The following is a 25,715-nucleotide window of genomic DNA, read 5'->3' as shown; positions in this document are numbered from 1 at the left end:
GCGACTGGATTTGGCATTCGCTACACGAGTATTTGCGCGCCACCCTTCGATGCAACTGATGAGCTGTCTTGACTATTTCTATTTTCTCTTGTCCCGCAAAGACTACAGTGCCTCTGAACTTCGCAAAAAGGGGCAAGAGAAAGGTTTTGGCAATGAGGAAATATTGGAGGCGATCGCGCAAATTCAAGACCGCGGCTATCAGTCCGACACTCGCTTGGTGGCAAACTCGATCGCCTCTGCAGCAGGCAAATACGGGAAGTCGGCCATCAAGCGCAAGTGCCTGCAAAAAGGAATTACCAACGATTTGTTCGAGCAAGTCTGGGAAGAAGAAATTGCCGAAAATCAGGACTCCGAAGCAGAAAAACTGGCCGAATTAAAAGCCAAAGTCATGCGGAAATACAAGATCGATACTTGGGGTAAAGCAGATCCGAAAACCAAGGGCAAAGTCTTGAATTACCTGCAATACAGGGGCTTTAATGCCTTTGAAATTTGGCGGCAGTGGCAAACAGAAGAAGATGACGAGTAAATAGTAGGGCCACCCAAATAGGTGCGGCCCAGATAGGCAAGCACAACTACACTGCTGCCGACGGGGCTAAAGTGTAAGTTCTGAGTTTTTGTAAATGTATGTCAATCCTCAGCGTTGACTAAATAAGATTCGTACATCTGCCGGTGTCTGGCTAAAAGCTCGAGATATTTCTCGTTGATTTTGGCCAGCATCCATTTTTCTTGAAAAATGGCGGCGGATTCTGCTTTGACCGGATCTGCTTGTAGCGGCAAAATATCTTTTCGAGCAGCGGTTTGCTCTGCAACAGACTTCAGCTTCTGAGGGTTTTGCTGGTATTTTCGACCGCTTTTGTGGTTGGCGTAGCGACGCGCTCGAGTATATCCCATCTGCAAGAACTTGCGGGCCATGTCGGCTCCCACAAAATCTTCGCGATCGAGATACTCTAAAAACAAGGAGTAAATTTTGCTGCTGGACTCTCTGGCAATTTCAGGAGTCTTAAATCTCCAGAAAGGCAGAATTTCTCCTTTGTAGGGTTCCACCAACAGCACTCCCTGTTCTCCTTTACCTACGCGATAAAGTTCCGGGTGCTCTCGAAAGTCGATGTTCTTAAAATCCAAAGAGTAGTCGAACTGCTTCATTGGGCATTTTCTGTTCTATCGGGAACTATAGAAGCCCGGGGTTTACCTTCGTCTGGTTGGGTATAAACCCAGGCCCAAGCAATGAAGACAGCTTGAAAAGGCAGCCTGAACCAATACAGTAATTGGTTGTGGGGAATCCCTTCTATCGGAATGTTGTTGACGGCTTGATTGATATTAGCTGGAAACACGGCAATAAACAAGGCAATTAATCCCCATGCCGCCGCCCTGCTGACAGGAGGAACTAACAGCCCAATGCCACCCAAAATCTCGAAAAAACCGCTGATATAAACCAAGGCTTCTGGGTAAGGAAGCTGGGGCGGGACGATTCGGATAAAAGGTGTCGGCACTGCAAAGTGCAGCACGCCTACAATACTCATAGCTACTGCGAGGATAACTCGCCAAATTTCTTTTTGACTTTTCATGGGCAATGGGTAATTAATAATTGTTAAATTGCTGCGATAAGGCTTGCCAAAATTCGCTGTCTGGGATCTAGAAGGCCATAAAACTGACATCCAAAAATTCCAGCTTTCCGGGTTTGTCTGCTCTTGCTGGTGGCTGTAACGATTTTATTGCGTACAAAAACCAGGTTTCTGGGTAACTCCCAGACAAGTTTTCACAGCCCCAAACTGGAGGTAGCGAGAACTGGAATCGAAAGTCTGGGCGTTGACGGCCAAAAACAGATAGCGTGCATTTTGATAACAAGATTTTAATGTCTAGTTCCCTGCTGCTGTCTCTATCTTCGGGTAGTAAAACAGGATTTTTGTTCCGGCTCTGGCTGCGTTAGTGGCCAAACCAGCGGGGGATTTTCTCGATTGACAAATGAGCCACAGCCTAACATTAAATAAATCATCGCGGCAATTGATGAGTGCGATTACTGTTAATTTTGACCTTGCTTTGCAGGCGATTTCCTACCCTTCACCGAAGGCACGCGCATTCGGGATAGCTTCGCTCGCGCGTACCTGGATTAGACTAAATAATGCGAGTAATTTGTCAAGAATTTTTAGAATTATTTAAGATTGGCGCTTTGAGAATTATTGGGAGAGGCAATTCCCGAACGCTCTGTAATTAAAATTACCGTCTAAAGTAAGGGTTTTGTCAACTTCCCACAGATGTTATAATGAATGAAATTATTGAATTCGCTAAAAAGCCGATCGTCGTAGCAACTCCCCAACCATCCTGCTGGAATTCAAAATAGTCACCAACGGCAGGAACTTTTTAGCCACCACATTATTCAAAAAGATTGAGCCTCCAAGCGCTGTGTCATTTTTATCTACACGCAATCAATCACCGACGACCATGAACACCTCAATAAACACGTCTAAATTTGGCATAAACCGGATGCTGCGACAATCGCTGTTGCTTGGCATCTTTTCTGCCGCAGCTTTAGCTAGCGGATGGGCGCCCGGTTTGTACACACAATCCCCAAACCTCGTTTTCGGAGCAGCAGCCCAAGCTCAAGAAATTAGCAGCGAAGAAATTACTAGCTACGCTCGCGCTGTGTTGGCAATAGAACCCAGACGGGTGGAAGCTTATAACGAAATTAAAAGAATGGCTGGAGGCTCGGTTCCCAGAGTAGTGTGCAATGAAACTCAGGAAATTAATAGGCTGTCTGGAAATTTTCGTGGCATCGCCGTGAATTACTGCCAACAAGCTAAAAAAGCTATCGAAACCTATGGTTTGACAGTTAGTCGCTTCAACCAGCTTACTTTGCTCCAGCAAGCGGACCCGGCAGTCAAACAGCGAATTCAAGCCGAGCTCCTGCGACTGCAACAAGCGGGCAATCAATAAGCTTGATGGTTTGAGTCTTTCTTCCTCTCCCGTTCTATTAGACTTCTCCATAAAAGCTTGTTAAGGGCAGGCAGGATGCCTAACCGCTACCTCCCCCCAACAATATATTGGAGATTTAAATTGTTCGAGTTCCTAGACGGTAGGCAAAATTTTTTGAAAAAAAAGCGATCGTCTGTGATTAAGTGCTTGACAAAATAACATAAATTTGGTAAGGAGACCAGAACGGGAGCGGTCAGAGAGATGAATATTTTTCAACTTGCTGTAAATTGGAATGAGATATAGCGATCGCCAACACGATTAAGACGTTTTTAATTTCTGAAACATGAGCTGAAGATTGGAACTTCAGTCTTCCTTATTCCTTCGGCTATAAAAAAGATATTCCTCAAAAACTCAAGTTCAAGTGAATTGCTCTGAGGAATAGAATATAGAAATGCTAACCTTCACAAAACATTTACCTGCAAATCCCGATGCTATTGTCAGCTTTACTTTACAAATGACATCGGACGATCGCACTCGCAGCCGTCACCGATTCGAGACGGAGACGGGGGAAAAGCTGCACCTGAGTTTGCCCAGAGGTACGGTACTGCGCGATCGAGATTTATTGCAGTCGGAAGACGGTAGCTGTTTGGTACTGGTAAGTGCAAAACCCGAACCGGTGCTGACAGCGCGGGCATCAAGTCCGCTGCTACTGATGCGGGCGGCTTATCATTTAGGAAACCGTCACGTAGCTTTAGAAATTGCCGATAATTATTTAAGGCTTTCTCCCGACTCTGTGTTGCAGGGAATGCTCGAAAAAATGGGTTTGGAAGTAACAGAGGAAATTGTGCCGTTTCAGCCGGAAATGGGCGCTTACGTGCACAGCCATTAAATTTTAGATTTTAGATTTTAGATTTTAGATTTTAGATTTTAGATTTTAGATTTTAGATTTTAGATTTACTCCCACCTTGGAATCCGAGGGCTTATAACCACATTAGTTTCGGTCCTTCACGAAGGAAGAAGTCAACAGTCAACAGTCAACAGTCAACAGTGAACAATCAACTTTTATGTTTGTTACAGCTAGCTTTTGCACCTGTGGGAGCTTATAGTTATTCTGAGGGAATCGAAAGTCTGGTAGAAACCGGTGCGATCGACAGCGAGATTACTTTGAGAAATTGGTTAGAAAATTCGCTGCAATTCGGGGCTGTTCGAGTAGAAGCCGCTGTGGTGGTAAGGGCTTTGAGGGCGGCACAGATAGGGGATTTGACAGCTTTGAATTACTGGAATGCTTGGGCGACTGCTACTAAGGAAACAGAAGAATTGCGCTTGCAAAGTTGGCAAATGGGGCGGACTTTGGTCAGGTTGCTGCTGGATTTGCGTGAAGCGAAGCTATCCCGCAGGGAATCGCCCGTTGCTTCTGAGTTAACCACAATTGTAAAAGAATTTGTGGAATCTGGCAGCAATCAGTGCAATTTTGCGATCGGCTTTGGCATTGCCGCGGCAAGCTGGCAGATTGAAGAGGAAGTGGCCGTGTTAGGATATTTGTACAGTTGGGCTGCCAATTTGGCGAGTGCGGGCGTGAAACTGATTCCCCTCGGTCAAACAGCCGGTCAACAGTTATTGTTAGATTTGCAGTCTCAACTTAGCTGCACGGCGCAAGAAGTTTTACACTTAGAAGATGATGACCTGGGTAGTTGCAGTTGGGGGTTAGCCCTAGCTAGTATGGCGCACGAAACTCAGTACACTCGGTTATTTCGGAGTTGAAAATCAGAAAATCTAAAATCTAAAATCTAAAATCGCTATGGGTGCTTTTCGTCTAGGAATTGCTGGGCCGGTTGGTTCGGGAAAAACTGCTTTACTTGATGCTTTGTGCAAGTCACTGCGACAGCAGTACCAGATTGCTGTAGTTACTAATGATATCTATACTCAGGAAGATGCACAGTTTTTGGTTCGGAGTCAAGCTTTGGAGAGCGATCGAATTTTGGGCGTAGAAACGGGAGGCTGTCCCCACACAGCCATCCGCGAAGATGCTTCCATTAACTTAGTAGCTATAGAAGAGTTAGAGCACAAATTCACTGATTTAGATTTAGTGTTTGTAGAAAGTGGCGGCGATAACTTGGCGGCAACTTTTAGCCCGGAGTTAGTAGATTTAACAATTTACGTGATCGATGTCGCTGCGGGCGATAAAATTCCGCGCAAAGGCGGACCAGGAATTACTAAATCTGATTTATTAGTAATTAATAAAACAGACCTCGCACCTTATGTAGGAGCAGATTTAGGCGTGATGGAACGGGATACGAAAAAAATGCGAGGCGATAAACCTTTTGTTTTTACTAACTTGAAGACCAAAGAAGGATTAGAATCAGTAGTTAAATTCATCCACTCCCACGTCGTGTAACACATCAGTCTTCATCTGCGTTCATCTGGGTTTATCTGCCTTCATCTGCGGTTAAAATTCCTAAAAAATATCACCGCACCACCAATTCTTTGACCAAATTAGCCAAACGTTCTGTACTGTCTCTGACTGCTAATTCAGAAGCTGCTTGAGACATTTTTTCCAAATAGTCGGAATCTCTTAACAAATACAACACTTTGCTTTGCAACACATCTGCTGTCAGTTCGCTTTGACGGAATACCACGGCGGCGCCGGCTTTAGCAAATACTTCCGCATTAAATCTTTGGTGGTCGTCAGCGGCGTGAGGAAAAGGAATTAAAATAGAAGGTAGTCCCGTCACGGCTAATTCTGTCAGAGCACTCGCGCCCGATCGACTAATTGCTAAATTTGCTCGCTGCAACAAACTCGCCACATTGTCGTAAAATGGCATTGACAAATATTGCTCGTGTTTCAAACTTTCAGCATCCGGATCATTATTTCCGGTGAGGTGAACCACCCAAGCACCGGCATCAAACCAAGCCGGAGCACACTCGCGCACTAACTTATTGACTGCGACAGCACCTTGAGAGCCGCCCATGACTAAAATTACAGGTACACTGTCAGGAATTGGCAAATTTAGAGGTTGGCGGGCGAGGAATTGCGATCGCACCGGTGTACCAGCAACCACGGTTTTCGCGCGGGGTAAATGCTGGGCTGCTGCTTCAAATCCGATCGCCACAGCAGTGCACAAAGGACTAAACCAGCGCGTCACCTTCCCGGGAATGGCATTCGATTCGTGGAGAATTACCGGCAAACCCAAAGAACGGGCCGCTAGAATTGCCGGTGCTGCGATGTAACCCCCGGTAGTAAAGACTCCCTGAAAATTTCCCGCTTTGAGCAACTTCCGCACCTGAAGGATCGAGCCGGCGAGTCCGCCCAAAATTCGCAGTGTACCGAGCCCAAATCCCTGCTGAAAGCCTTCAACGGCGATCGTGTGGAGGGGGTAAAGGGATGAAACTAACTGGGTTTCCATGCGGTCTGGGACTCCTAGCCATTCTATCTGACAGTCGTTCAACTGCCCAGCGGTGGCGAGCGCGGGAAATAAATGTCCACCAGTGCCGCTAGCTGCAACCAACAACCGGAGGGGGGCTTTTGTCAAGGTATTTGTTTCTTTTTTTACAAGTACAAGTTCCACAGGTCGATCAATTTTATATTTGAGGTTTTAGATTATTATGCTTATTATTCCGGCAGTTTCAGCCAATTTTGAATCAGCCATCTAAAATTAGATTGTGCCGTGTCCCTGCTTCCGTTGTCAGTTTTCGTTGCAGGCGAACAGTTGCCCAAGCTACGACCCCTGACAAATAACCAAATTATCATCTAATGCGTAATTTTTTGAATTTAGTGCCAAGTGCATCTCAGTATTTTTCCAGCCGTCGGGACAAAAAACCCGATCGCGCGATCGTTTTTGGCTTTAACTGCGGGCAGTCGATCGCTCAAATGTTGTTATGTTTAACAGTGGTAAGTGCTGGCGTGCTGCATCCTAGTGCGGCAAGAGCGATCGGTGCGATCGCGGCGACTCCCCAAACGATCGCCCAAACCCCTGCAACTGCGCCTGCCCCACTCACAAAAGTGCTAACACAAATTGACGCAGCGGCCAACCGGCGTGATGTCAAAGCAGTCATGGCATTTTACAGCCCGAGTTTCACTCATTCTGACGGCTTAAACAGCCAAAGCATGGAAAAAGCCCTCACCCAACTCTGGAATCGATATCCGAGTTTAAATTACCGCACCGAGATCAAATCTTGGAAAACCGAAGGTAGCGCAATTCTCGCAGAAACCATAACTACAATTGCCGGCACTCAAAAAAAGGATGGCAGAGAATTAACTCTCAAAGCTACCATCCGTTCCCAGCAGCGCTTTGAAGGTGAAAAAATAGTTAGTCAAGAGATTTTAGCAGAACAAACTCAGCTTAGTTCGGGGCAAAATCCTCCCACAATTCAAGTGAATTTTCCGGATCAAGTTAAGGTGGGCGAAGAGTACCATTTTGATGCCATTGTGCGAGAGCCGATCGGCGATGATATTTTAATAGGGACTGTTTTGGAGGAACCCATTACCGAAAAAACCTTTTTTAATCCCTCAGAAGTCGAGTTGGAGTTGCTAAATTCCGGGGGGATTTTTAAAGTAGGCAAAGCTCCGGCTACGCCCGAAAATCGGTGGGTTTCAGCAGTTTTGATGCGACAAGGCGGAATTGCAACGGTTAGTGTGCGATTGCGGGTTGTCAAATAATAAAATAGGTGTTATGGGCATGGGGCATGGGGCATGGGGCATGGGTAATGGGTGATTGGTGATTAGTAAGTTGTATAGCGGTTATTAGTCACACGAGGTACATATTTGAAGATAAAAAATCTCATTAAAGGAATTAAACATACCTCACTATAGCAATCCTTGCAGGAGTCGTAAATTTTTGACCCCACCCCAACCCTCCCCTTATCAAGGGGAGGGAGTAAGAAATTCACACATGATTTAGGATGGCTATATAGCGATAAAGGCTATAGCAAATAACAACTAACAAATAAAAAAACTAACAAATAACCAATGACGACAGTCAACAGTCAACAAACAGTCAACAGCCAACAGTCAACTAACAACTGACAAAAAATGATTTCTATCCAAAACCAAATTGTTTTCATTACAGGTGCGAGTAGCGGTATCGGAGCAGCCTGTGCCAAGATATTCGCCAAAGGAGGAGCCAAACTAATTTTAGCAGCCCGCCGCCTTGAAAAGCTCGATCGACTGGCAAACGAACTTGTAGAAACAAAATCCATCGCATCGGCGAACGAGATTTATTTGCTAGAATTGGACGTGCGCGATCGCCCGCAAGTGGAATCGGCGATAACTGCGCTTCCCGATGCCTGGAAAAGCATCGATATTCTGATTAACAATGCGGGATTGAGCCGTGGTTTAGACAAACTGCACGAAGGCAACTTCCAAGATTGGGAAGAAATGATTGATACCAATGTTAAAGGCTTGCTTTACATGACTCGCGCGATCGTGCCGGGAATGGTAAGCCGAGGTCGCGGCCACGTAGTGAATATCGGCTCCATAGCAGGCCGCCAAGCTTATCCGAAAGGTAATGTTTATTGCGCTTCCAAAGCAGCAGTGAGAGCTATTTCCGAAGGGTTGAAACAAGACCTTTTGGGAACACCCGTGCGCGTGACGGAAATAGAGCCGGGTTTGGTGGAAACAGAATTTAGCAATGTCCGGTTTCACGGCGATGCAGAAAAAGCCAAAAATGTCTATCAAGGATTGACACCGCTGACGGCGGACGATGTAGCCGATGTAGTGTATTTTTGCGCGACGCGAGCGCCCCACGTCAATATTAGCGAAGTTTTGCTAGTTCCGACAGACCAAGCTAGTGCAACTCTGGTTCACAGAAAAGAGTTGTGAATACTCATTAGTAGTGAGACCAAATCCGACTTAAATAACCCCTTTATTTCTGAGTTTATATATGCTCAGACTTCGTTTGTTTAGGAAAAGTTCCCGCCGAGGGTTAGCAGGGATTTATAACCAGGACTTGCTATAAATTGTGAAGTCAATAGTTCTGGATAGTTAAATAGTTTATGGTTGCCTAAGTATTTTTTTTAATATAAAAAATAAATAAATAATTTGCATTTTTTGACTAATTTCACATACAACCATTCCGGACATCAGGATTGTAGCGAGTAAGTATCACCAGAGAGATAAAGGCTCTCGATAGATATTCCCCGATTCGAGATGACAGGCTATGTCCGATGTAACAAATCCCACTCAACCCTTAAGCGTTGAACAGAACGCTGTCTTAATAGTTGGGTTAAAAGGACGATCCAACAGATGGGCAACAACTTGACCGATCGTCGATCGGCCTGTCAATCAGTTGCGATTTCTAGGTTGATTTGCTTAAAAGCTTGATTGATTGCTTTCTTTAGCTGGTTGGTCATCTCGCTAGGGTGCAGATACTGCACATAAATCACTATCCTCAACAAAGGATTTACCATGTCTCAAATCGTAATTCCTAGTCCACCACCCAGTACAGGCTCAGATGACTGTGATGGTTTGATTATCATAGGCTCCAACGGTCAACCCAGGCCCACCACTAGACCCGGTATCCCCCAACTAACCCTCACTGCTGTGGACGACATTGCCTATGGCAGTAACCAAGATGAAGAATTGGCTGCTCTAGAAGGTAACGATCTAGTTGGTGGAGGCGGTGGCAAGGATGTCATCCAAGGCAACCAGGGAGAAGATACTCTCTCTGGGGGCGAGGACAATGATACTGTCATGGGCGGTAAAGGCAATGACATCGTTGAGGGCAATGCTGGCAATGATGTCCTTTACGGCGATCGCGGCAACGACATCCTCGACGGTGGCGACGGCAACGACTATATCGAAGGCAACCAGGGAAATGATTATGTTAGAGCAGGCGCTGGCAACGATACGGTGTTCGGCGGTAAATGCGATGACGTTCTTTATGGCGACGACGGCGATGACATCCTTTCTGGCGATCGTGGCAATGACTTCCTCGACGGCGGTCAAGGCAACGATACCCTTTTTGGAGGCAAGGGCGAGGATGTCGTCGTCGGTGGCGAGGGCAACGACTCTATCTTCGGCGGTAAAGGCGATGACTGGCTATTTGGCGGCGCTGGCAACGACTTCGTAAGTGGCAACTTAGGAAATGATACTGTCAGAGGCGGCGATGGCAACGATATGTTGTACGGCGGTAAAGGCAATGACATCGTTATGGGTGATGCTGGTAACGACCTTGTTTCTGGCGACAGAGGAAATGACACCCTAACAGGTGGTGCGGGGGCGGATACATTCCGCTTCGAGTTCCTCGGCATAGATAATATGGATACTCTTACCGACTTTAATCCTACAGAAGATAAAATTCAGCTTGATAAAGCTGTGTTTAATGCTTTAATACCGGGCAATCTAACTGGCAACCAATTTATTACCGACCCCAATTTCAATCCCAACACTCCTGGGGCTGCAGGCGCGGCTAATCTGATCTACAACCCGGTTGACGGTTCGCTGTACTACCGCAATCAAAACGGTCAAATATCGATCGTCGCTCAAGTAGGTAATAACCTGAATCTTGGGTCGAATAACTTTGAAATAATTTAAAGTTTATCCCGATTTAGGGTGGATCTATCATTAATAGAATTTAAACATTATCGGCTGGCTAAAAGCTCACAAAAAAATCAGCGATCGGGCGTCAAAACTTAGAAAGCTTATTAATAACTTGAGCCCGTGATGTCTACGGCTAGCGGTTGCAATTTACCTTTTAAAATCACTAATTTAATTAAGTATGCTCAGCACCCAAGGGACGGAACAAAATTCTAATTTAGTAGAAGCTTTTGCCAAAATGGGTTTGCTGTGCGATCGTGCGGGAAAGATAGAAGATGCTGCTTTTCACTACCAGCAGGCACTGGCTCTCGGAAAAAACACCCCCGAATTGCAGCACAATTTGGGTAGAGTTCTGCAAGAGCAGGGGGATTTTACAGGGGCGATTGGCAGCTACAGGCAGGCACTGGCTGTCAATCCAGATGACGTTAAAGCTCACTACAATATCGGCGTTGCCGTTCACCAGCAACTCAGGATAGAAGCAGCGATTTACAGTTACCAGCAAGCGATATCTTGTTGGAAAAAAAGCTCTCAACTAGCTCTTTTATCCTACGCGATAAATGCCTATAACAATTGGGGCTGCATTCTGATGCAAGAGGGCAAAGTTGACGAAGCAATTGTGGTTTTTCAAGCGGGAATAGCTGTGGCTCCGGATGATGCTGGTCTGTACAATAATTTAGGTATTGCTCAGTTACAACTGGGGAAGCCAGAGGAAGCGATCGCCCTTTGCCGCCGCGCGATCGAGTTGCAGCCAGAATTAGTCAAGGCCCGTTACAATTTGGGGAAAGCATTCCAAAGATTGGGGCTGCATACTTTTGCAATAGAATGTTTTGAGTTAGTAATTAGCAAAGATCCCGATCTGGTTTCGGCATACGGCGATCGGGCTTTTTCTTTGATGGCACAAGGCAAATTAGCTGAGGCAATGCTATGTTGGCAAAAGGCGATTGCTCTGCAAAGCCAGTTTGTTGAGGGTTTTTGCTGCCAAGTAGAGATGCGGTTGACTTCCGTACAAGAACTTAATGAACTCGATCGCTCTCAAATAGCCTGTGTCCGATTTCTGAAGCAACTTCAAGGAAAAGACGGCTCTGGTTGCGCCATTTCTAGTCTTGCTAACAATCTGCTTCATCCTTCATCATTGCTCCTCGATTTAGCAGAGACTTACATCCATTTGGGAAACGCCTTATTCGAGTATGGCGGGTACGAACAAGCGGAAAGCTATTATCAAAAAGCTTTACAAATTCAACCTAAGAATGCGGATATTTACTTGCGGCTGGCTGATTGCTTGAGTCAGCAAAAACGATTTTCGGCAGCGATTGTAGTTTACCACATGGTGCTGGTAATGACGGGCGATCGCTCGGATGTTTCCCAACAGTTGCAGGCTGTATTGAAAAAACAGCAGGAGTTGATTCATTCTCCCGTAGCCCGCCAAGGGTTTCAACCCGTGTCGGACTCTGATGTTGAAACCATTAACCACCCCTCCGTTATTGACGGGAATCAAAAGCAAAAATCGGACTGTCAGGGCTTAGATTGTCAGCGGTGTCTCAAGCGGATTTTCAGACAGTTTGAGCCTGTGCATTTAGGTAATGGCGTATATTCTTGTGCTCAGCAGGGAGAGACTGCTGTTGAGTCGCCGAAAACGTTTGTTACTTCGCTCCCAAACGGGCGGGCTTGGATTGTACCGCAGAAAAATTCTTGGATGATTTGCAATGCTATTGCTATTATCGATTCTGGCGATCGGCTTTTACCCCAACTTTCCCGCGAATATCCGGGAGAGTTGCCGGGATGCGAAAATCAACATTCTACTCAGCACAGGTTTCTAAATTTAAAACCCGAAGAATTGCCACCTTTAGAAAAGATAGACGGTACGGTGGCGGTATTGGCTGGACTGTCGGGCAATGTCTATTTTCACTGGATGGTGGATATTTTGCCCCGCATAGAAGTTCTGCAGCGTTGGGGGATAAACCTGGAAGAGATAGATCGGTTTTTGGTTAATAGCTGCCAGCAGCCTTTTCAGCGAGAAACCCTGAAAGCATTAGGAATTCCTGAATATAAAATTATCGAGAGCGATCGCCATCCTTATATTCAAGCCAAACAATTAATTGTTCCCTCTTTTTCCGGATATTTGGGCTGGCTGTCGCCGCAGGCGCTTAAGTTTTTGAGACGAGTTTTTTTAAATCAAAAATTTCAAAACCTCTGTAGGGCGAACATCTTTCTCCCTAAAGGTACACAGGTAAGCGAGCAAGACGATCGCAAATATATCTATCCAGAACGCATCTATGTCAGCCGCAGCAAATCCAGCTATCGCCGAGTCATCAATGAAGAACAGGTAATCGAATTTTTAAGCGGATTTGGCTTTGTCTCAGTGCTACTAGAATCTATGACTTTGGAGGAGCAAATAGCCTTATTTTCTCGTGCCAAAGCTATCGTAGCGCCTCACGGCAGCGGTCTAACAAATATTATCTTTTGTGGTGCAGGAACAAAAGTAATTGAGCTAGTCTCTCCCAATTATATCAGGCAATACTATTGGGCGATATCTCAGCAGCTAAATCTTCCACATTATTATATAATAGGAGAAAGTTTTAATTGTTACCCAATTCGACAGTTAATGTATCAAAACCCATTGAGTGAAGATATTTTAGTTAATTTGAAGTCTCTTCAAAAACTGCTGGAAGCAACTAATCTCTTTACTTCAAAAAATAGCCCCACTTTAATATTTCTTGAAAACCCCAAAAAAACTACCCCAATCATGAATCAAGAATCAGCAGATTATTTCTACAAAAGGGCCGAATTTTATTTAGAACAAGGCAAGTTAAGCGATGCTGTAGCTGCTTGCGAGCAAGCCCTGAAGCAGAAACCTGATTTTGCACCAGCTTACAAAACCTTGGGCAAGATCTGTCAAGTACAAGGTAACTTAGCCAAGGCAAAGGATTGGTACGTGAAAGCTCTGGAAATTCAGCCTGACTTTGCAGAAGTTTATACTAATCTTGCTACTCTGTACACCCAAGAGAAAAATTGGGAGCGGGCTTTAATCTGTTACCAAAAAGCCAATTTTGCTCAAATTAAAGAGCCAAATCCTAATAGTAGTCAAGGTGTTTTAGCACTCAAAGCTGACGATATAGAAGTCTACATTCAAGGTGCAGAAGCATTTTATACTCAAAGGAAATTCGAGCAGGCGGCGGCGGCTTGCCAGCGAGTTATTCAAGCTAAACCCGATGCGAGGGCTTATAAAATTTGGGGTAATGCTAGGCAAGCTCAAGGCAAGGTAGAGGAGGCAAAAAATTGCTACGCTAAGGCTATTGAACTCGATCCTGATTTTGCTGAAGCTTATACTAATTTGGGGACGCTTTATGCTCAGGAACAGCAGTGGCAATCTGCGATCGCATTTTACCAAAAAGCGATCGGCCTGCAACCGAATTTAGCATCAACTTACCGAAATTTAGCTCGCGTGTGGACGCAAATAGGGCAGCTATCGGAGGCTGACGAGTGCTGGTTTAAAGCGTATTCTCTGGAACCTGCCAAGGCTACTCCTGAAGAACACATTCATCTGGGCGATAATTTTTTGAGGCAGAATCAGGTAACGCAGGCTATACGCTGCTACTGCCATGCTATCGAGTTAAACCCCAATTCAAACGCAGCTTACCAACAGTTAGGAAATGCTCTCAAAGCTCAAAAAAAGGTGCAGGAAGAAGTAGCTAGTTATCGAAAGATAATTGAACGACCTGCTAACATTTTTGGGGATTTGTTCAAGACAGTAGTTGTGAGTTTGAATCCAAAATCTGAGTTACCTCATAATCCCCAAACATCTACTTTGCGGGCAAATGTTGCAGCTAATTCCCTGCAAATCGATTCCACAATCTCCGCTGAAAAACCTCGCGTACAGTTGCAGCAGCCGACAACAATTCCTGCTGTACCGCAACAGTTAAATACGATCGCCATTTCGGAAAATTCTGCACCTGCTACTCAAAACTCGGCTGAGGTTTTGTCGGCTGTGACAGTTGTTGATAGCGGTTTTACGGCAGATTTTCGGCAACCAGAAACTGCTGATGACTCCATTCAGCGGGCAGAATCTTATTACGCTCAAAAACAATTCGAGCCGGCTATTGCTGAGTGCAAGCGAGCTATTGAAATCAAACCAGATGCGGTGGCTGCTTACAAACTGTGGGGCAAGATTTTGCAAGTGCAAGGGAATACAGAAGCTGCGATCGAGTGCTATAAAAAAGCCGTCCAAATTAATTCTAACGAGGCAGATATTTACGTAAATCTTGGCACTTTGTATGCTATGGGAAAACAGCTATCGCCGGCAATTGCTTGCTACCAAAGAGCGATTGCTATTCAACCGAATTTAGCACCAGCTTACCGGAATTTGGCTAGGGTGTGGAGGCAGCAGGGAAAACAGGAAGAGGCGAACGAGTGCTGGTACGAAGCTTATTCTTTGGAACCGGAAAAGGTATCGCCCGATCAGCATTTTAAATTGGGCAATCTTTTGTTTAAGCAAGGTCAAATTACTTATGCGATCGCGTGTTACCGCCGCGCGATCGAGTTAAATCCCAACTTAACTGCTGCTTACCAAAATCTGGCGATAGCGTTAAAAAAGCAAGGAAAATTACATGAAGCTGCTGTCTGTTTGGAGAAAGCTGCGGCACTTAACAACAGCGGTTTGGTAGCCGACCATCTAGCAAGGGATACTGTTGCCCCTGCGACGCGGGTAAAGGGCGATCGAAACACTCACAAACCTGCTGCCGCTGTGGAAGTTGGGGATGCGATCGCTTCTGCGGCACCCGCAAACAATCTGAATAACAGTCATTCAAAATCTGCCGAAAGTTTAACATTATCTGCACTTGATAGCGGTAGTAGTAACAGTGGCAAACCTGTGGCGATCGTCAATTCTGTCAGTGCAGAAACATACATCAAAAAGGCAGAATCTTATTATGCTCAGGGGAAATTTGAAGAGGCGATCGCGGAGTGCAAGCGAGCTATTGAAATCCAACCGGATGCAGCATTTGCCTACAAGATTGCGGGGAATGCTACCCAAGCTATGGGCAAAGCAGAGGCAGCGAGGTATTGGTACGTTCAAGCGCTGGAAATCGAGCCGGATTTTGCTGAAATTCATGCCAATTTAGGCAGCCTTTACGCTCAGCAGAAATACTGGGAAAAGTCAATTGCTTGTTACCAACAAGCAATTAAAATTAAACCTAATTTAGCATCGGCTTACCGGAATTTAGCGAGGATATTTGTGCAGTCCGGTCAGCCGCAAGCAGGGGCAGAATGCTGGTATGAAGCTCTCACTCTCGATATCAATTGGGCTAAGCCTGATGAACACTTTACTCTGGGCAACACTTTGTTAGAACTGGGTCAGTTGGAGCGGGCTATTTCGTGTTATCGGCGGGCGATTCAGTTGCAGCCGAGTTATGCCGATGCTTATCACAATTTAGGGGAAGTTTTGAGCGTTATGGGACAGTGGGAAGAGGCGATCGCGGCTTACCGACAAGCGATCGATCTGAACCCGAATTTCGATGCACCTCATTACGGTTTGGGAAAAGCTTGGGCAAGTCTCGATCGGCGCGAAGAGGCGATCGCCTGTTATCGGAGAGCGATCGAGTTAAACCCCAATTTGGTTCAAGCTTATCAAAGTTTGGGCGATGTTTTGGACAGTTGGGGTCAGTTGGATGAGGCGATCGGATGTTATGAAAAAACCATTGAATTGAAACCGGACATCTGGGAGGTTCACCAAAAGTTAGGGGATGCTTTGCAAGAAAAAGGCGACATTGATGAGGCGATAGAGGCTTACAATCGCGCTATTGAACTAGCAAAAGTTTAGCAAGTTTCCGGATACCTCGCTAGGGAGATGAAAAATAAATTCAACTGCTTTAACAGTCTCAAATTACAACAGGTACAGGGTATGAGTAACCCATCCAAGATTATTGCATTTCCAGTAAAGAATCATTCAGATTCCTCCGCCTTATCGCAGCAAGATAGTGAATTTTTACCTCCTCAATTAGTTAGCTTAAAAAAGGTTGACTCGGAATCTGGGGAACAGGAGAGTAAGCGAGACAAGTATTCTTACGGGACGGGAGCTAATTTCAATGCTGCTAAACCTCACTACAGCTTAGGGAAAGCTTTGGCTAAAAAGAGGGAGTGGGAGAAAGCTATTTATTCCTATCGTAAAGCCTTAGAACTCTCCTCTAATTCAGCAGAGATTTATCAGAGTTTAGGGGATAGTCTTGTTAAAAATGGTGAGTTGGATGAAGCAGTAATAGTTTATCATAAAGCTATCGAAATTCAGCCTAGTTTGTGGGAAGTCCACCACAATTTGGGGGATATTTGGCAAGGACAAGGAAGGTTAGAGGAGGCGGTTGCTGCATATCGTCTGGCGATCGAATTTAACCCAGACTTTTCTTGGTCGCACAATAATTTAGGGGATGTGCTGATTAAGCAGGAGAAGTGGGAAGAGGCGGCGGTGGCGTATGGAAGGGCGATCGAGCTAAATCCAGACTTCCATTGGTCTTACTATAATTTGGGCGAGGCTTTGATGGAGTTGCAGAGGTGGGAGGAGGCGATCGGGGCTTATCGACGCGCCATTGATTTAAACTCGGATCTGCCTGGCGTGCAAGAAAAGTTTGAAAGTGCGCTGCAAAATCAATCTGGGCTATCTGCCGATAAAGCCCTCGATTTTTACCGTAAAGTGCTGCATCAAAATCCTGATAATATCCAACTTTACCATCAAGCCTTAGCGCTTAAATCCAATAATACTGAATTGTATTTTGCATTGGCTCAAGCTTTAGAAAAGCAAGGTGAAATTGAGCAATCAGTTATTTTTTACAATATCGCTTTGCAGCAGGAACAGGAAGGCGATATTGCTGAAAATGCTACGGTTTTTTTATTTCCCGACTATCGCAAAACAAATCCCTACCAAACTTTACTCTATTCTCACCGACCTGAAAGCTGCATTATTAAAACAGGAAACATTGATGAGGCAATTCAAGAATTAAAATCTCAAGAGAATTGCAGCGAATCGAAGAAGATCGTCTTTCACTTGCACTGGACAAGTTTCATCCTCGCACCAGCTAAAACTACAGAAGCAGCCGAGGCTTTGAAAAACGAATTTCTCCAAAAGCTATTTGAGTTTTTGCTAAATAGTGGAATTTTAATTTGGACTGTTCATAATATACTGCCACATGACTGCCATTATCACCGGCAGGAAATTGCCTTGCGGACTGCTATTGCTGCTATGGCAAGTAAAATCCACATTCACTCTGAGAAGTCACTGGCAGAAATCGAAGAAGTATTTCCCATTCCGCGAGAAAAAGTCCAGATTATTCATCACGGTCATTATGTGGGTTTTTATCAAAACCACGTTAGTCGAGATACGGCTCGCAAACGCTTCGGATTCCAGCCTGAAGACACAGTTTTTCTATTTATGGGTCAAATCCGTCCCTATAAAGGGATTGACGATTTGCTATCCGCATTTGTCGAAGTTCAAAAAGAATTTCCCAATGCTCATTTGTTAATTGCAGGCAAGCCAGTCCATCCCATTAAAAAAGGAGCGATCGCAGGCAAAGCAAAATTATTTCCGAACATCACCGTCGTCGAAGAATCCCTACCAGATGACGAGTTGCAATGGTTCTTTAATGCTGCGGATGCTGTGGTTCTTCCCTACCGAAAAATTTTGACCTCTGGCTCAGTGCTGACTGCCTTATCCTTTAATCGTCCTGCGATCGCTCCTAATGTAGGCATGATAGCAGAGATAGTTCGAGACGGATACAACGGCTTTCTATACCAATTAGGAAATGTTAAATCTCTAGTTAAAGCGATGTCTAAAATGGCTAAAATCAATCCAGAAACGCGGGAAAAATTATTCAAACAATCTTTGAAAAGCATTGAAACACTAACGTGGAATTGCGCTGCTCAGCGTCTTTTAGCCAGTGTAACCCCTGCTGTAAAAATCGACGAAATTGCGATTGAAACCGACGTTGTTAAGTGCCAAATATGGAATCCCTTAAAGACCAATGTGCAGCGAAATGGCCAAGTAGCAATTTTAATCCTTAACTACAATTGCACCGAGGATGTAGTCAAATTAGTCGCCTCGATAGAACACTCTCAATTCCAACAGTTCCAGATTTTTATCCTTGACAATCAATCCCCTAACATCGAGTTCAACGAGTTAGTGTGTTTGTTCAACAAGCACACGATTATTCGGACATCAAAGAATCTAGGATATGCAGGCGGTAACAATGTAGGGATTCAATATGTGAAACAGTTTGGCTTTGATTTGGTCTGGATTCTCAATCCCGATACTACTATTAAGCCCGATACCCTCGAAACTCTGGTTCGCGCAGCAGAAACCCGCCAAGACATCAGTATTTACGGCTCTGTAATCTGCTGGACTCAGAATCCAGAAATAGTTTGGTTTGGGGGTGGTAGAGTTAAATTAACTAATCAAGAATTTCAAACTTATCACCTGTACAACGGGCAGCATAAAAGTTTAATTCCCGACCAAATTTACGACGTGGATTATGTAACGGGTGCTAGCATTTTTTGCCGTACCAAAATTTTTGATGAAGTCGGTCTGATTCCTGAACGCTATTTTCTCTATTTCGAGGAAACAGATTGGTGCTTGAGGGCTAGGGAAAAGGGACACCGAATTGCGATGATTCCTCCCAGCCAGCTTTACCACTCCAAAAAATCTCAAGTTGGTGTATTACCAACCAAAATTTATTTCTACTACTACATACGCGGTTCTGTGTTGTTCATTTTGAAATACTTTTCGCAGAACCGTTCGTTGATTCAAACTAGCATTCAAGACAAATTCATTCAGCCTTGGTTGGAAAAGATTGAGAAAAGCGATCCCAAACAAGTTGGGTATTTCACCGCCCTCGCTCAACAAGCACTAGAAGATGGTTTTGCAGGTGTTACTGGTCCGGTGGATTTGCTGCGGGTATTTGAGGAACAGAAGTCGCGATCGCCCGCAGAAATCAGTCATCCGTTAAATGGCTGTCTTGAAATCGTCAACGAGCAGAAAATTAGCGGCTGGGTGTGGAACAAGAGTCAACCATTAGAACGCTTAGAGATAACGATTCGGATAGATGGTAAGGCTTACACAAATGCCTTAGCCGATCGATACATAGAGGAACTAAAACAACAGGGATGCGGAGATGGAAACTACGGTTTTGAGGTGAAGACTCCCCACAGTTTATTTGATTCCCATCTTCATAATGTAGAGGTGTTTGTTGATAACTTCTTGCTCAGCAGCAATGCACCGAACACGATCCAATTTGATCCCCGTCCGTCTAAATATAAAGGTCGGATAGATGGCATTGAGGATAAAAAGTTAAAAGGCTGGGCTTTAGACGAGAATAACCCCCATCAAACGATGGTAGTCCAAATTCTCGATGGCACACAAGTAATTCTGGAGGCAGAATGCAATGTAGAGCGTGCAGATCTCCGGAAAGCAGGCTATGAAAATGACCGTGCAGGATTCCTAATTCCCCTTCCCGTTGCCTACTGTGACGGAAAAAATTATTCCTTAAGTTTGAAAATTTTGGGTACTGAGGAAGTTTTGTGTACTCGTTCTATCAAAATGTCAACGGATAAATATCCTTTGATGTCCGTTAATTCAATGGAGGAAATGTTTGGATGGCTGTACTATTACCGAGAATGTTCTATGGTACATCCAGAAAATAGAAATTCTATTTACTTGCAGCAACTTGAAGCTTGGACGCATCAATTGGCTAAAGGATTCGCCAAGAGGTCTCAAAGTAATTTAGTTTCAATTATTATGCCTGCCTACAATCGAGATAAGACCATTCAGACGGCAATGGAGTCGGTTGTAGCTCAGAGCTATGGCAATTGGGAATTGATAATTGCTGACGACGGCAGTAGCGACAATACTGTAGAAGTCGTTCAAAAATTTATTGACGAACATCAAACTGACCGAATCACTTTAATCCAACTCAGGTCAAACGGTGGGGTTTCTAAGGCAAGGAATGAGGCGATGAAAAGAGCCAGAGGCGATATATTTGCTTATCTAGACTCCGACAATACATGGGAACCTGATTTCTTGCTCATCATGACGAATGCGCTAGTTGATTCTCAGTGGGCAAAAGTGGCTTATTGTGGCGATCGCATTTGGCAACATTACCCAGGTAATACAACCCTTCCGGGTGCTTCAGAGATTAGCGCTATTCGCCTCGGACATTTCAATAAATCACTGATTGAAAATCGAAATTACATAGACTTAAACGTGTTTGTTCATTGGCGAGAAATTTACGACCAATTGGGGGGCTTTCGAGAAGATATGCGGAGGCTAGTGGATTGGGAGTTGATTGTTCGTTATACGGCTTTTTCCCTTCCCAAATTTATCCCAGCTTTACTGGCTAATTATCACATGGGTTTGTGCGAAAACCAAATTACGAAAGTCGAGAATTACAACAATAATTTGCATAAAATGCAGCAAACACTATCCCGGATACAGTTGATAGAATCATCTAGTACCGCGAGCCCTCTTGAGAGAAAAAGTCCCGGTAATTTGCTAACTTCAGAGGTTCAGACACAAATTGTAATTGTTGGGGGCGATCGCGAGATTGATTCCCTGATGTTGTGCTTGCAGGCGATCGCAGTCAATACTGTTCTGGAAGGGGTAAAAATTGTCGTTTACCTCTCTGGCAGTAACAGACTTCGCGCCAATCAAATTACTGAACGCTTTCAAGAAAAAGCCGACATTGAGGTTCGCTACGGCCCTTCTTCTTTGTGTTCGGATGTTCTGGCTAGTGCAACAAAACAATTGCCAGAAAACTCAACAATGGTTTTGCTCAGTTGCGAGGCGATTGTTTCAGCAGGCTGGCTCCCTTCTCTGACAAAGGCAGCCGCGAGCCGGGAGGATATAGCCTTAGTTGTTTCCAGAGATATTAGAGCGAAAAATGATGTTTTAGCTCAAAAACTTGTTCCCTACGCCAACAATATCAATGATATCGACATCGCTCTGTCCCCAGCAGGCAAATTCCCGATTTTTCCTGATTGTGACGCTAGTCAGTTGTTGATAGAAATATCGCAGCCTCAATTTTTTTGCTGGTATTTTAGCCAACAATTTATCGAGCGATTGGATTGGGAAAGGTTAGCTGGCATGGAAGATATTGCTTGGCAAGAATGCGTGGCCACAATTGCAAGAACTCTGAACAAAATGCGGATTGTCTATACTCCAATGTCAAGGGTCTATCACGCTAGTTATTTCCGCTAATTAAGAGTAAAATTTTGGCAAAATTTTGTCAAAATTTTACCCGTTCATTTGAATCAATAAATTTCTAGGGGGTTACTGAGTATGTCAATTTGTAACATTTGTGGCGGTCAAAGCTTTGTAGCAGGGCCGGGGGGAAGAATGAGTTCTACAGGTAAACCTCCTAAATGTCAAAGCTGTTTTTCGCTAGAGCGCCATCGGAGCCTGCGCCAAGTCTACCTTAAGTTGACTAAATTTATCCCTTTTAAATCCCTATCGGCTTTGCAAATTTCTCCTGACAAAGCTATCCAACCCGAATGGTTTGCTTCTCTAGAAGTTTCTATTTACGGCAGTCATAATTCGATAGACATCCAAAGTATAGACCGAGGTGACAAGAGTTACGATATCGTTGTTTGCAATCACGTACTCGAACACGTTAAAGATGACAGTCTAGCTCTCAAAGAACTGATGCGAGTTACATCCGAGCGCGGATTTTTGCAGTTAGGAGTACCCGATCCTTGTCGCTTGCGAAAAACTAAAGATTGGGGGTATCCAGATGAAAAACAGCACGGTCATTTCAGGCTGTATGGTAGCGACATACAAGAGAAATTTCAGCAGGTATTTCCTCCTGATATACATCAGCTTAAAGTGTTGATGGACGATCCCGCTACTGGAATGACAGATGTATATTTCTTTTTTACTCGCTCGGAATTTATAGCATCGGTTATCCGGGAAGATTTGAATCAGTAGTTCTCAGTTTGAACAGGTATTTTTCCAGTAACAAGATTAGGATGACAAAACTATGCTAACGCTTGAATTGCCCCATAATTTATTTCCGGTGAAACTTAACTTACCCAGAATTCACGATCGGGGTTTATCCCATCCCGAACAGTTTCAAACTTACATCTGCAAAGGCGGCAGAAAATCCGTTCAAGGTTGGTTGCTAGATGGGGCAGCGACAGCCGTTGTTTTACTGTCAGATTTTCAGCAGCAATTAGGAATTGAGGGGGGAATGTGCGAGATAGGAGTGCATCACGGATTGTTTTTTATTGCACTGTGTTTGCTGAGGTCTACTAGAGAAAAAGCTTTGGCGATTGATGTCTTTGAAAACCAAGATTTAAACATCGACAACTCGGGTTGTGGCGATTTTGAAACTCTGATTGAGAATCTCAAAAAACATATCGGTTCTCTGGACAGAATAGAAATCTTAAAATCCGATAGTACCCAAGTCAAACCACAAGATATTCTCTCAAAGATGCAGCGTGAAAAAGTCAGATTTTTCAGCGTAGATGGATGTCACACTAAGGAACATACTCTCAACGATTTAAAACTGGCTCAATCTGTCCTTTCGCCGGGTGGTATTATAGTTCTTGATGATTTTTACAATCCCTGGTGGCCGGGAGTTGACGAAGCTGCACATCATCTATTTCACAGTTGTCCTGAACTCAATCTTAAAGCAATTGGATACGGCGACAATAAGCTATTTTTAACGACTGAGGACTACTACGAGACTTACTATCAATATATGCAAAAAGTAGTATCCAAAGCTGCTAGTCGTTGGAAACCTGTAACGCTTTGGGGTCATCAAACTTTTGCTTTTTCTTTGTTTCCACCACAGCAATTATTTAAGAGAGTACCTTATTCGGTTGGTGAAGTCGTTAGCTTCAAAACAGGAGGAAATGCTCAAAATTATCAAACGTTTGGCTGGTACGCATCGGAGAAGTCAGGAACTTGGACTCACAGCGGTGACGCGGTTCTGACAATGAATCTATCTTCTTCCAAGGGTTTAGACTGGCTTGGCAAGGATTTGCATCTATCAGTTACAGGTATAGCGTTTCTAAGCAACGATCTTCCTCAAACATCTATTCAAGTGATTTGTAATGAAAAAATTGTAGGAGAGTGGTTCTTTGCCAAGGGAGATTCTCTCAAAGAGTTAGAGACTTGGATTCCAGTAGAAATTATTGGTGAAAATGAAGTTATTGAAATTGTTTTTCGTTCTCAAGTTTCACTATCACTAAAAGAGCTGGGAGTGTCCGAAGATACACGACAATTAGGTTTTTTCATAAAAGACATGAGACTATCTGTAATTTAACCAATTCTTCGGTTGTGTTTAGAGCTTCGCTCAGTTTAATACATACCTCATTAACTTTGATAACGAAGGTGATGTCAAGCTATAGCAGTTGACAGTTACATAGTAGGGAAATCAAACAGTTTATGAAGCGCCCCTTTGCGGAGCTATTCATGAGGTTATTTATGTCCTAACTTATGTGGCGGTTGCTATATTAGATCGTGTCCGATAGATTGCTCGGGATGGAGACGGTTGGATCGTGCGGGGTTTAGTCCTCCCAATAGCGGACTAAAGTCCGAACGATCCAACCTTTTTTATTAAAAGTAATCGACCGGACATGATACTCTCTGCTCTTTTGCTGTTGGATAAAATATAGCAACCGCCTTGACGGCGCTGGACATTCTCGATAACGGAAAATATTGCTTTGACTGCATTTGGTTTCTTCCTTCTTGGGCCGAACCTCGGACTTCAGCTATAGTTTCCGATTTGGGATTCAACCACTACGCAACTGCGATCGCTATTAAATAGATCGTTATGATCAATACTAATCTGGCGATTCCGCTCCTTTTTCGCTCAGTTCAATACATACTTCATTAGCTGTTGCCATTCCGCTGATTTGCTCAAGGCGTCAGCATTAATTTTGCAGCCGTATTCTGAAGCATATCCGATAAAATTTGTTACCCAATCTGATATGGTTTTTGTCCCAGAATAAGGCGTGTAACTAATAGATTTTTCTAAATACCTGACCATTTGGGAAATATGGCCGGTGTGATAGAGTCGCCACGCCGCCCACACAAGAGTTTGATAACAAGACTGATTCCTTAATTGGCGCACATTTTCTGGTAAGTTGGGTCGGGAAAAAAACTGTTCCAACACGGCCCAAGTTTCCTCAGCTTGTTGGGGTGTATTTCGGGAAGAATTTTCTGGATGTTCCCGATAGCAGACGGTTGTCTGACAGACCCAGTCAGCTTGACAACCTATGAGTGCTAAACGTAAAACTAGGTCTACATCAGGCGCTTGATAAAATTGAGGATTGAAACCTCCTACTTGTTCCAACCACTTTCGCTTAAACATCAGCGTACTTGGCAACACTGGTTTCCACAACACCCAAGCTTCTAAATTTAAATTGGGTAATTGGTGCCACGGTTCCACCTTCCCCAGTAAATCGCCCTGCTGATTGACAATTTGCCAGCCACTATTCACCATTCCCAAGTTGGGTTGCGATTCAAAATAAGCTACTTGTGAAGCCAATTTATCAGATAACCAAAAATCATCTTGATCCAGAAAAGCAATTAACTCACCTTTTGCTATTTGGATACCCCGATTTCGCGCCGCAGCGACTCCCTGATTTTCTTGAAAAACATAGTGAATACTATTATAATATGGCTGCAACACAGCGTGACTGTTATCTGTAGAACCATCGTCGATAACAATAATTTCATAATCAGTGAAGTTTTGATTGAGAACGCTTTCTACCGCTTCGGCAAGGAAGCGATCGCCCTGATACACGGGAATAATCACGCTAACTCTGGGTTTCACAGTCTCAGTTGACATAAGTGCGGGGATAATTAGGTTAAACCGTGATGTGTCAGCGGCAATTGACGAAATTGCCACTTGTTGCCGTTATACGCTATGTTGGGCCGCCACTCCGGAACCAGGATGTTGATTTTATGGTTAAGAAATACGATCGCCCCCCCCCAACTCTGTACTTCTGATTTTGCCTATCCTAAAGCGATCGCCCTGTTGAAAAATTCGATCCGACTGTCCGGATTGCGCTCAAATTCTCAGGAAGCTTAATTGGTAGATGCACCCTGATTAATTAACTCCCGACCAATTTTGGTTCGGGGTTTTTTTTTGCGATCGCACGCCCTCCCCACAAATTATCCTAAATTCTGCCAAAGTGTCCTGAAAGAGGTGCTGTGAGGCGGGAGATTAAATTAGTAGATGCACCCTGATTAATTAACTCCCGACCAATTTTGGCCGGGTTTTTTTTTGCG

The 25,715-nt window shown here is 44.3% G+C and carries 16 protein-coding genes; 12 read left to right on the top strand and 4 right to left on the bottom strand.

Features of this window, described 5'->3' with window-relative positions:
* The first annotated feature begins 10 nt into the window (after positions 1–10).
* On the top strand, positions 11–526 hold the full coding sequence (locus QUA47_RS01515; protein ID WP_333429433.1) for a regulatory protein RecX: 516 nt from the start codon (positions 11–13) through the stop codon (positions 524–526).
* A 101-nt stretch (positions 527–627) separates the two neighbouring features.
* Here QUA47_RS01515 and QUA47_RS01510 read toward each other — a convergent pair whose 3' ends face one another.
* Positions 628–1,143, bottom strand: coding sequence for a DUF4385 domain-containing protein (locus QUA47_RS01510; protein WP_333429431.1), 516 nt, complete (start codon positions 1,141–1,143; stop codon positions 628–630).
* Entirely contained in the window at positions 1,140–1,655 is a 516-nt protein-coding gene (locus tag QUA47_RS01505) for a DoxX family protein (RefSeq protein WP_333429430.1), read from the bottom strand. The genes QUA47_RS01510 and QUA47_RS01505 overlap by 4 nt, the downstream gene beginning before the upstream one ends.
* Positions 1,656–2,481: 826 nt before the next feature.
* On the opposite strand from QUA47_RS01505, the gene QUA47_RS01500 reads away from it, so the two are divergent.
* From QUA47_RS01500 to ureG, 4 genes are all read left to right on the top strand, one after another.
* Positions 2,482–2,931: a DUF4168 domain-containing protein gene (locus QUA47_RS01500; protein ID WP_333220566.1), complete on the top strand. Its 450-nt coding sequence runs from the start codon at positions 2,482–2,484 to the stop codon at positions 2,929–2,931.
* Between the two features lie 430 nt (positions 2,932–3,361).
* The gene (ureE, locus tag QUA47_RS01495) at positions 3,362–3,799 is read left to right on the top strand and encodes an urease accessory protein UreE (RefSeq protein WP_333429429.1); all 438 of its coding nucleotides are present in this window, start codon (positions 3,362–3,364) and stop codon (positions 3,797–3,799) included.
* Between the two features lie 158 nt (positions 3,800–3,957).
* Positions 3,958–4,671 carry an urease accessory protein UreF gene (locus QUA47_RS01490; protein ID WP_333429428.1) on the top strand — a complete coding sequence of 238 codons (714 nt, stop codon included), beginning with the start codon at positions 3,958–3,960 and terminating at the stop codon, positions 4,669–4,671.
* Positions 4,672–4,708: 37 nt separating this feature from the next.
* Positions 4,709–5,305, top strand: a complete 597-nt coding sequence (ureG, locus tag QUA47_RS01485; protein WP_190663468.1) for an urease accessory protein UreG — start codon at positions 4,709–4,711, stop codon at positions 5,303–5,305.
* A 70-nt stretch (positions 5,306–5,375) separates the two neighbouring features.
* Here ureG and murG read toward each other — a convergent pair whose 3' ends face one another.
* On the bottom strand, positions 5,376–6,440 hold the full coding sequence (gene murG, locus QUA47_RS01480; RefSeq protein ID WP_333429427.1) for an undecaprenyldiphospho-muramoylpentapeptide beta-N-acetylglucosaminyltransferase: 1,065 nt from the start codon (positions 6,438–6,440) through the stop codon (positions 5,376–5,378).
* Positions 6,441–6,661: 221 nt separating this feature from the next.
* Between murG and QUA47_RS01475 the strand changes: the two genes are divergently transcribed.
* The 7 genes from QUA47_RS01475 to QUA47_RS01445 all read left to right on the top strand — a co-directional run bounded on the left by QUA47_RS01475 (position 6,662) and on the right by QUA47_RS01445 (position 23,742).
* Entirely contained in the window at positions 6,662–7,567 is a 906-nt protein-coding gene (locus tag QUA47_RS01475) for a nuclear transport factor 2 family protein (RefSeq protein WP_333284501.1), read from the top strand.
* 372 nt (positions 7,568–7,939) lie between these two features.
* Positions 7,940–8,728 (top strand): SDR family oxidoreductase, encoded by a 789-nt coding sequence (locus QUA47_RS01470; protein WP_333429426.1) that lies wholly within the window; start codon positions 7,940–7,942, stop codon positions 8,726–8,728.
* A gap of 585 nt (positions 8,729–9,313) precedes the next feature.
* Positions 9,314–10,441: a calcium-binding protein gene (locus QUA47_RS01465; RefSeq protein ID WP_333429425.1), complete on the top strand. Its 1,128-nt coding sequence runs from the start codon at positions 9,314–9,316 to the stop codon at positions 10,439–10,441.
* Positions 10,442–10,625: 184 nt separating this feature from the next.
* Entirely contained in the window at positions 10,626–16,259 is a 5,634-nt protein-coding gene (locus QUA47_RS01460) for a tetratricopeptide repeat protein (RefSeq protein ID WP_333429424.1), read from the top strand.
* 81 nt (positions 16,260–16,340) lie between these two features.
* Positions 16,341–21,674, top strand: coding sequence for a tetratricopeptide repeat protein (locus QUA47_RS01455; protein WP_333429423.1), 5,334 nt, complete (start codon positions 16,341–16,343; stop codon positions 21,672–21,674).
* Between the two features lie 81 nt (positions 21,675–21,755).
* Complete coding sequence (locus QUA47_RS01450; RefSeq protein ID WP_333429422.1) at positions 21,756–22,400, top strand: methyltransferase domain-containing protein; 645 nt, start codon at positions 21,756–21,758, stop codon at positions 22,398–22,400.
* A gap of 52 nt (positions 22,401–22,452) precedes the next feature.
* Positions 22,453–23,742 carry a class I SAM-dependent methyltransferase gene (locus QUA47_RS01445; protein WP_333429421.1) on the top strand — a complete coding sequence of 430 codons (1,290 nt, stop codon included), beginning with the start codon at positions 22,453–22,455 and terminating at the stop codon, positions 23,740–23,742.
* 549 nt (positions 23,743–24,291) lie between these two features.
* Here the strand turns inward: QUA47_RS01445 and QUA47_RS01440 are convergent.
* The gene (locus QUA47_RS01440; RefSeq protein ID WP_333429420.1) at positions 24,292–25,272 is read right to left on the bottom strand and encodes a glycosyltransferase; all 981 of its coding nucleotides are present in this window, start codon (positions 25,270–25,272) and stop codon (positions 24,292–24,294) included.
* Positions 25,273–25,715 lie beyond the last annotated feature (443 nt).

Source organism: Microcoleus sp. MON2_D5, assembly GCF_036701905.1.
Lineage (GTDB): Bacteria > Cyanobacteriota > Cyanobacteriia > Cyanobacteriales > Microcoleaceae > Microcoleus.
This window is presented reverse-complemented; position numbering and strand designations above follow the sequence as displayed.

Excerpts from the sequence above, each read along its gene's own strand:
- QUA47_RS01445 (WP_333429421.1), top strand. The coding sequence starts at position 22,453 with ATGCTAACGCTTGAATTGCCCCATAATTTATTTCCGGTGAAACTTAAC.
- QUA47_RS01450 (WP_333429422.1), top strand. The coding sequence starts at position 21,756 with ATGTCAATTTGTAACATTTGTGGCGGTCAAAGCTTTGTAGCAGGGCCG.
- QUA47_RS01460 (WP_333429424.1), top strand. The coding sequence starts at position 10,626 with ATGCTCAGCACCCAAGGGACGGAACAAAATTCTAATTTAGTAGAAGCT.
- ureE (WP_333429429.1), top strand. The coding sequence starts at position 3,362 with ATGCTAACCTTCACAAAACATTTACCTGCAAATCCCGATGCTATTGTC.
- QUA47_RS01475 (WP_333284501.1), top strand. The coding sequence starts at position 6,662 with ATGCGTAATTTTTTGAATTTAGTGCCAAGTGCATCTCAGTATTTTTCC.
- QUA47_RS01505 (WP_333429430.1), bottom strand. The coding sequence starts at position 1,655 with ATGTCAGTTTTATGGCCTTCTAGATCCCAGACAGCGAATTTTGGCAAG.
- QUA47_RS01500 (WP_333220566.1), top strand. The coding sequence starts at position 2,482 with ATGCTGCGACAATCGCTGTTGCTTGGCATCTTTTCTGCCGCAGCTTTA.
- ureG (WP_190663468.1), top strand. The coding sequence starts at position 4,709 with ATGGGTGCTTTTCGTCTAGGAATTGCTGGGCCGGTTGGTTCGGGAAAA.
- QUA47_RS01440 (WP_333429420.1), bottom strand. The coding sequence starts at position 25,272 with ATGTCAACTGAGACTGTGAAACCCAGAGTTAGCGTGATTATTCCCGTG.
- QUA47_RS01470 (WP_333429426.1), top strand. The coding sequence starts at position 7,940 with ATGATTTCTATCCAAAACCAAATTGTTTTCATTACAGGTGCGAGTAGC.
- QUA47_RS01510 (WP_333429431.1), bottom strand. The coding sequence starts at position 1,143 with ATGAAGCAGTTCGACTACTCTTTGGATTTTAAGAACATCGACTTTCGA.
- QUA47_RS01455 (WP_333429423.1), top strand. The coding sequence starts at position 16,341 with ATGAGTAACCCATCCAAGATTATTGCATTTCCAGTAAAGAATCATTCA.
- QUA47_RS01465 (WP_333429425.1), top strand. The coding sequence starts at position 9,314 with ATGTCTCAAATCGTAATTCCTAGTCCACCACCCAGTACAGGCTCAGAT.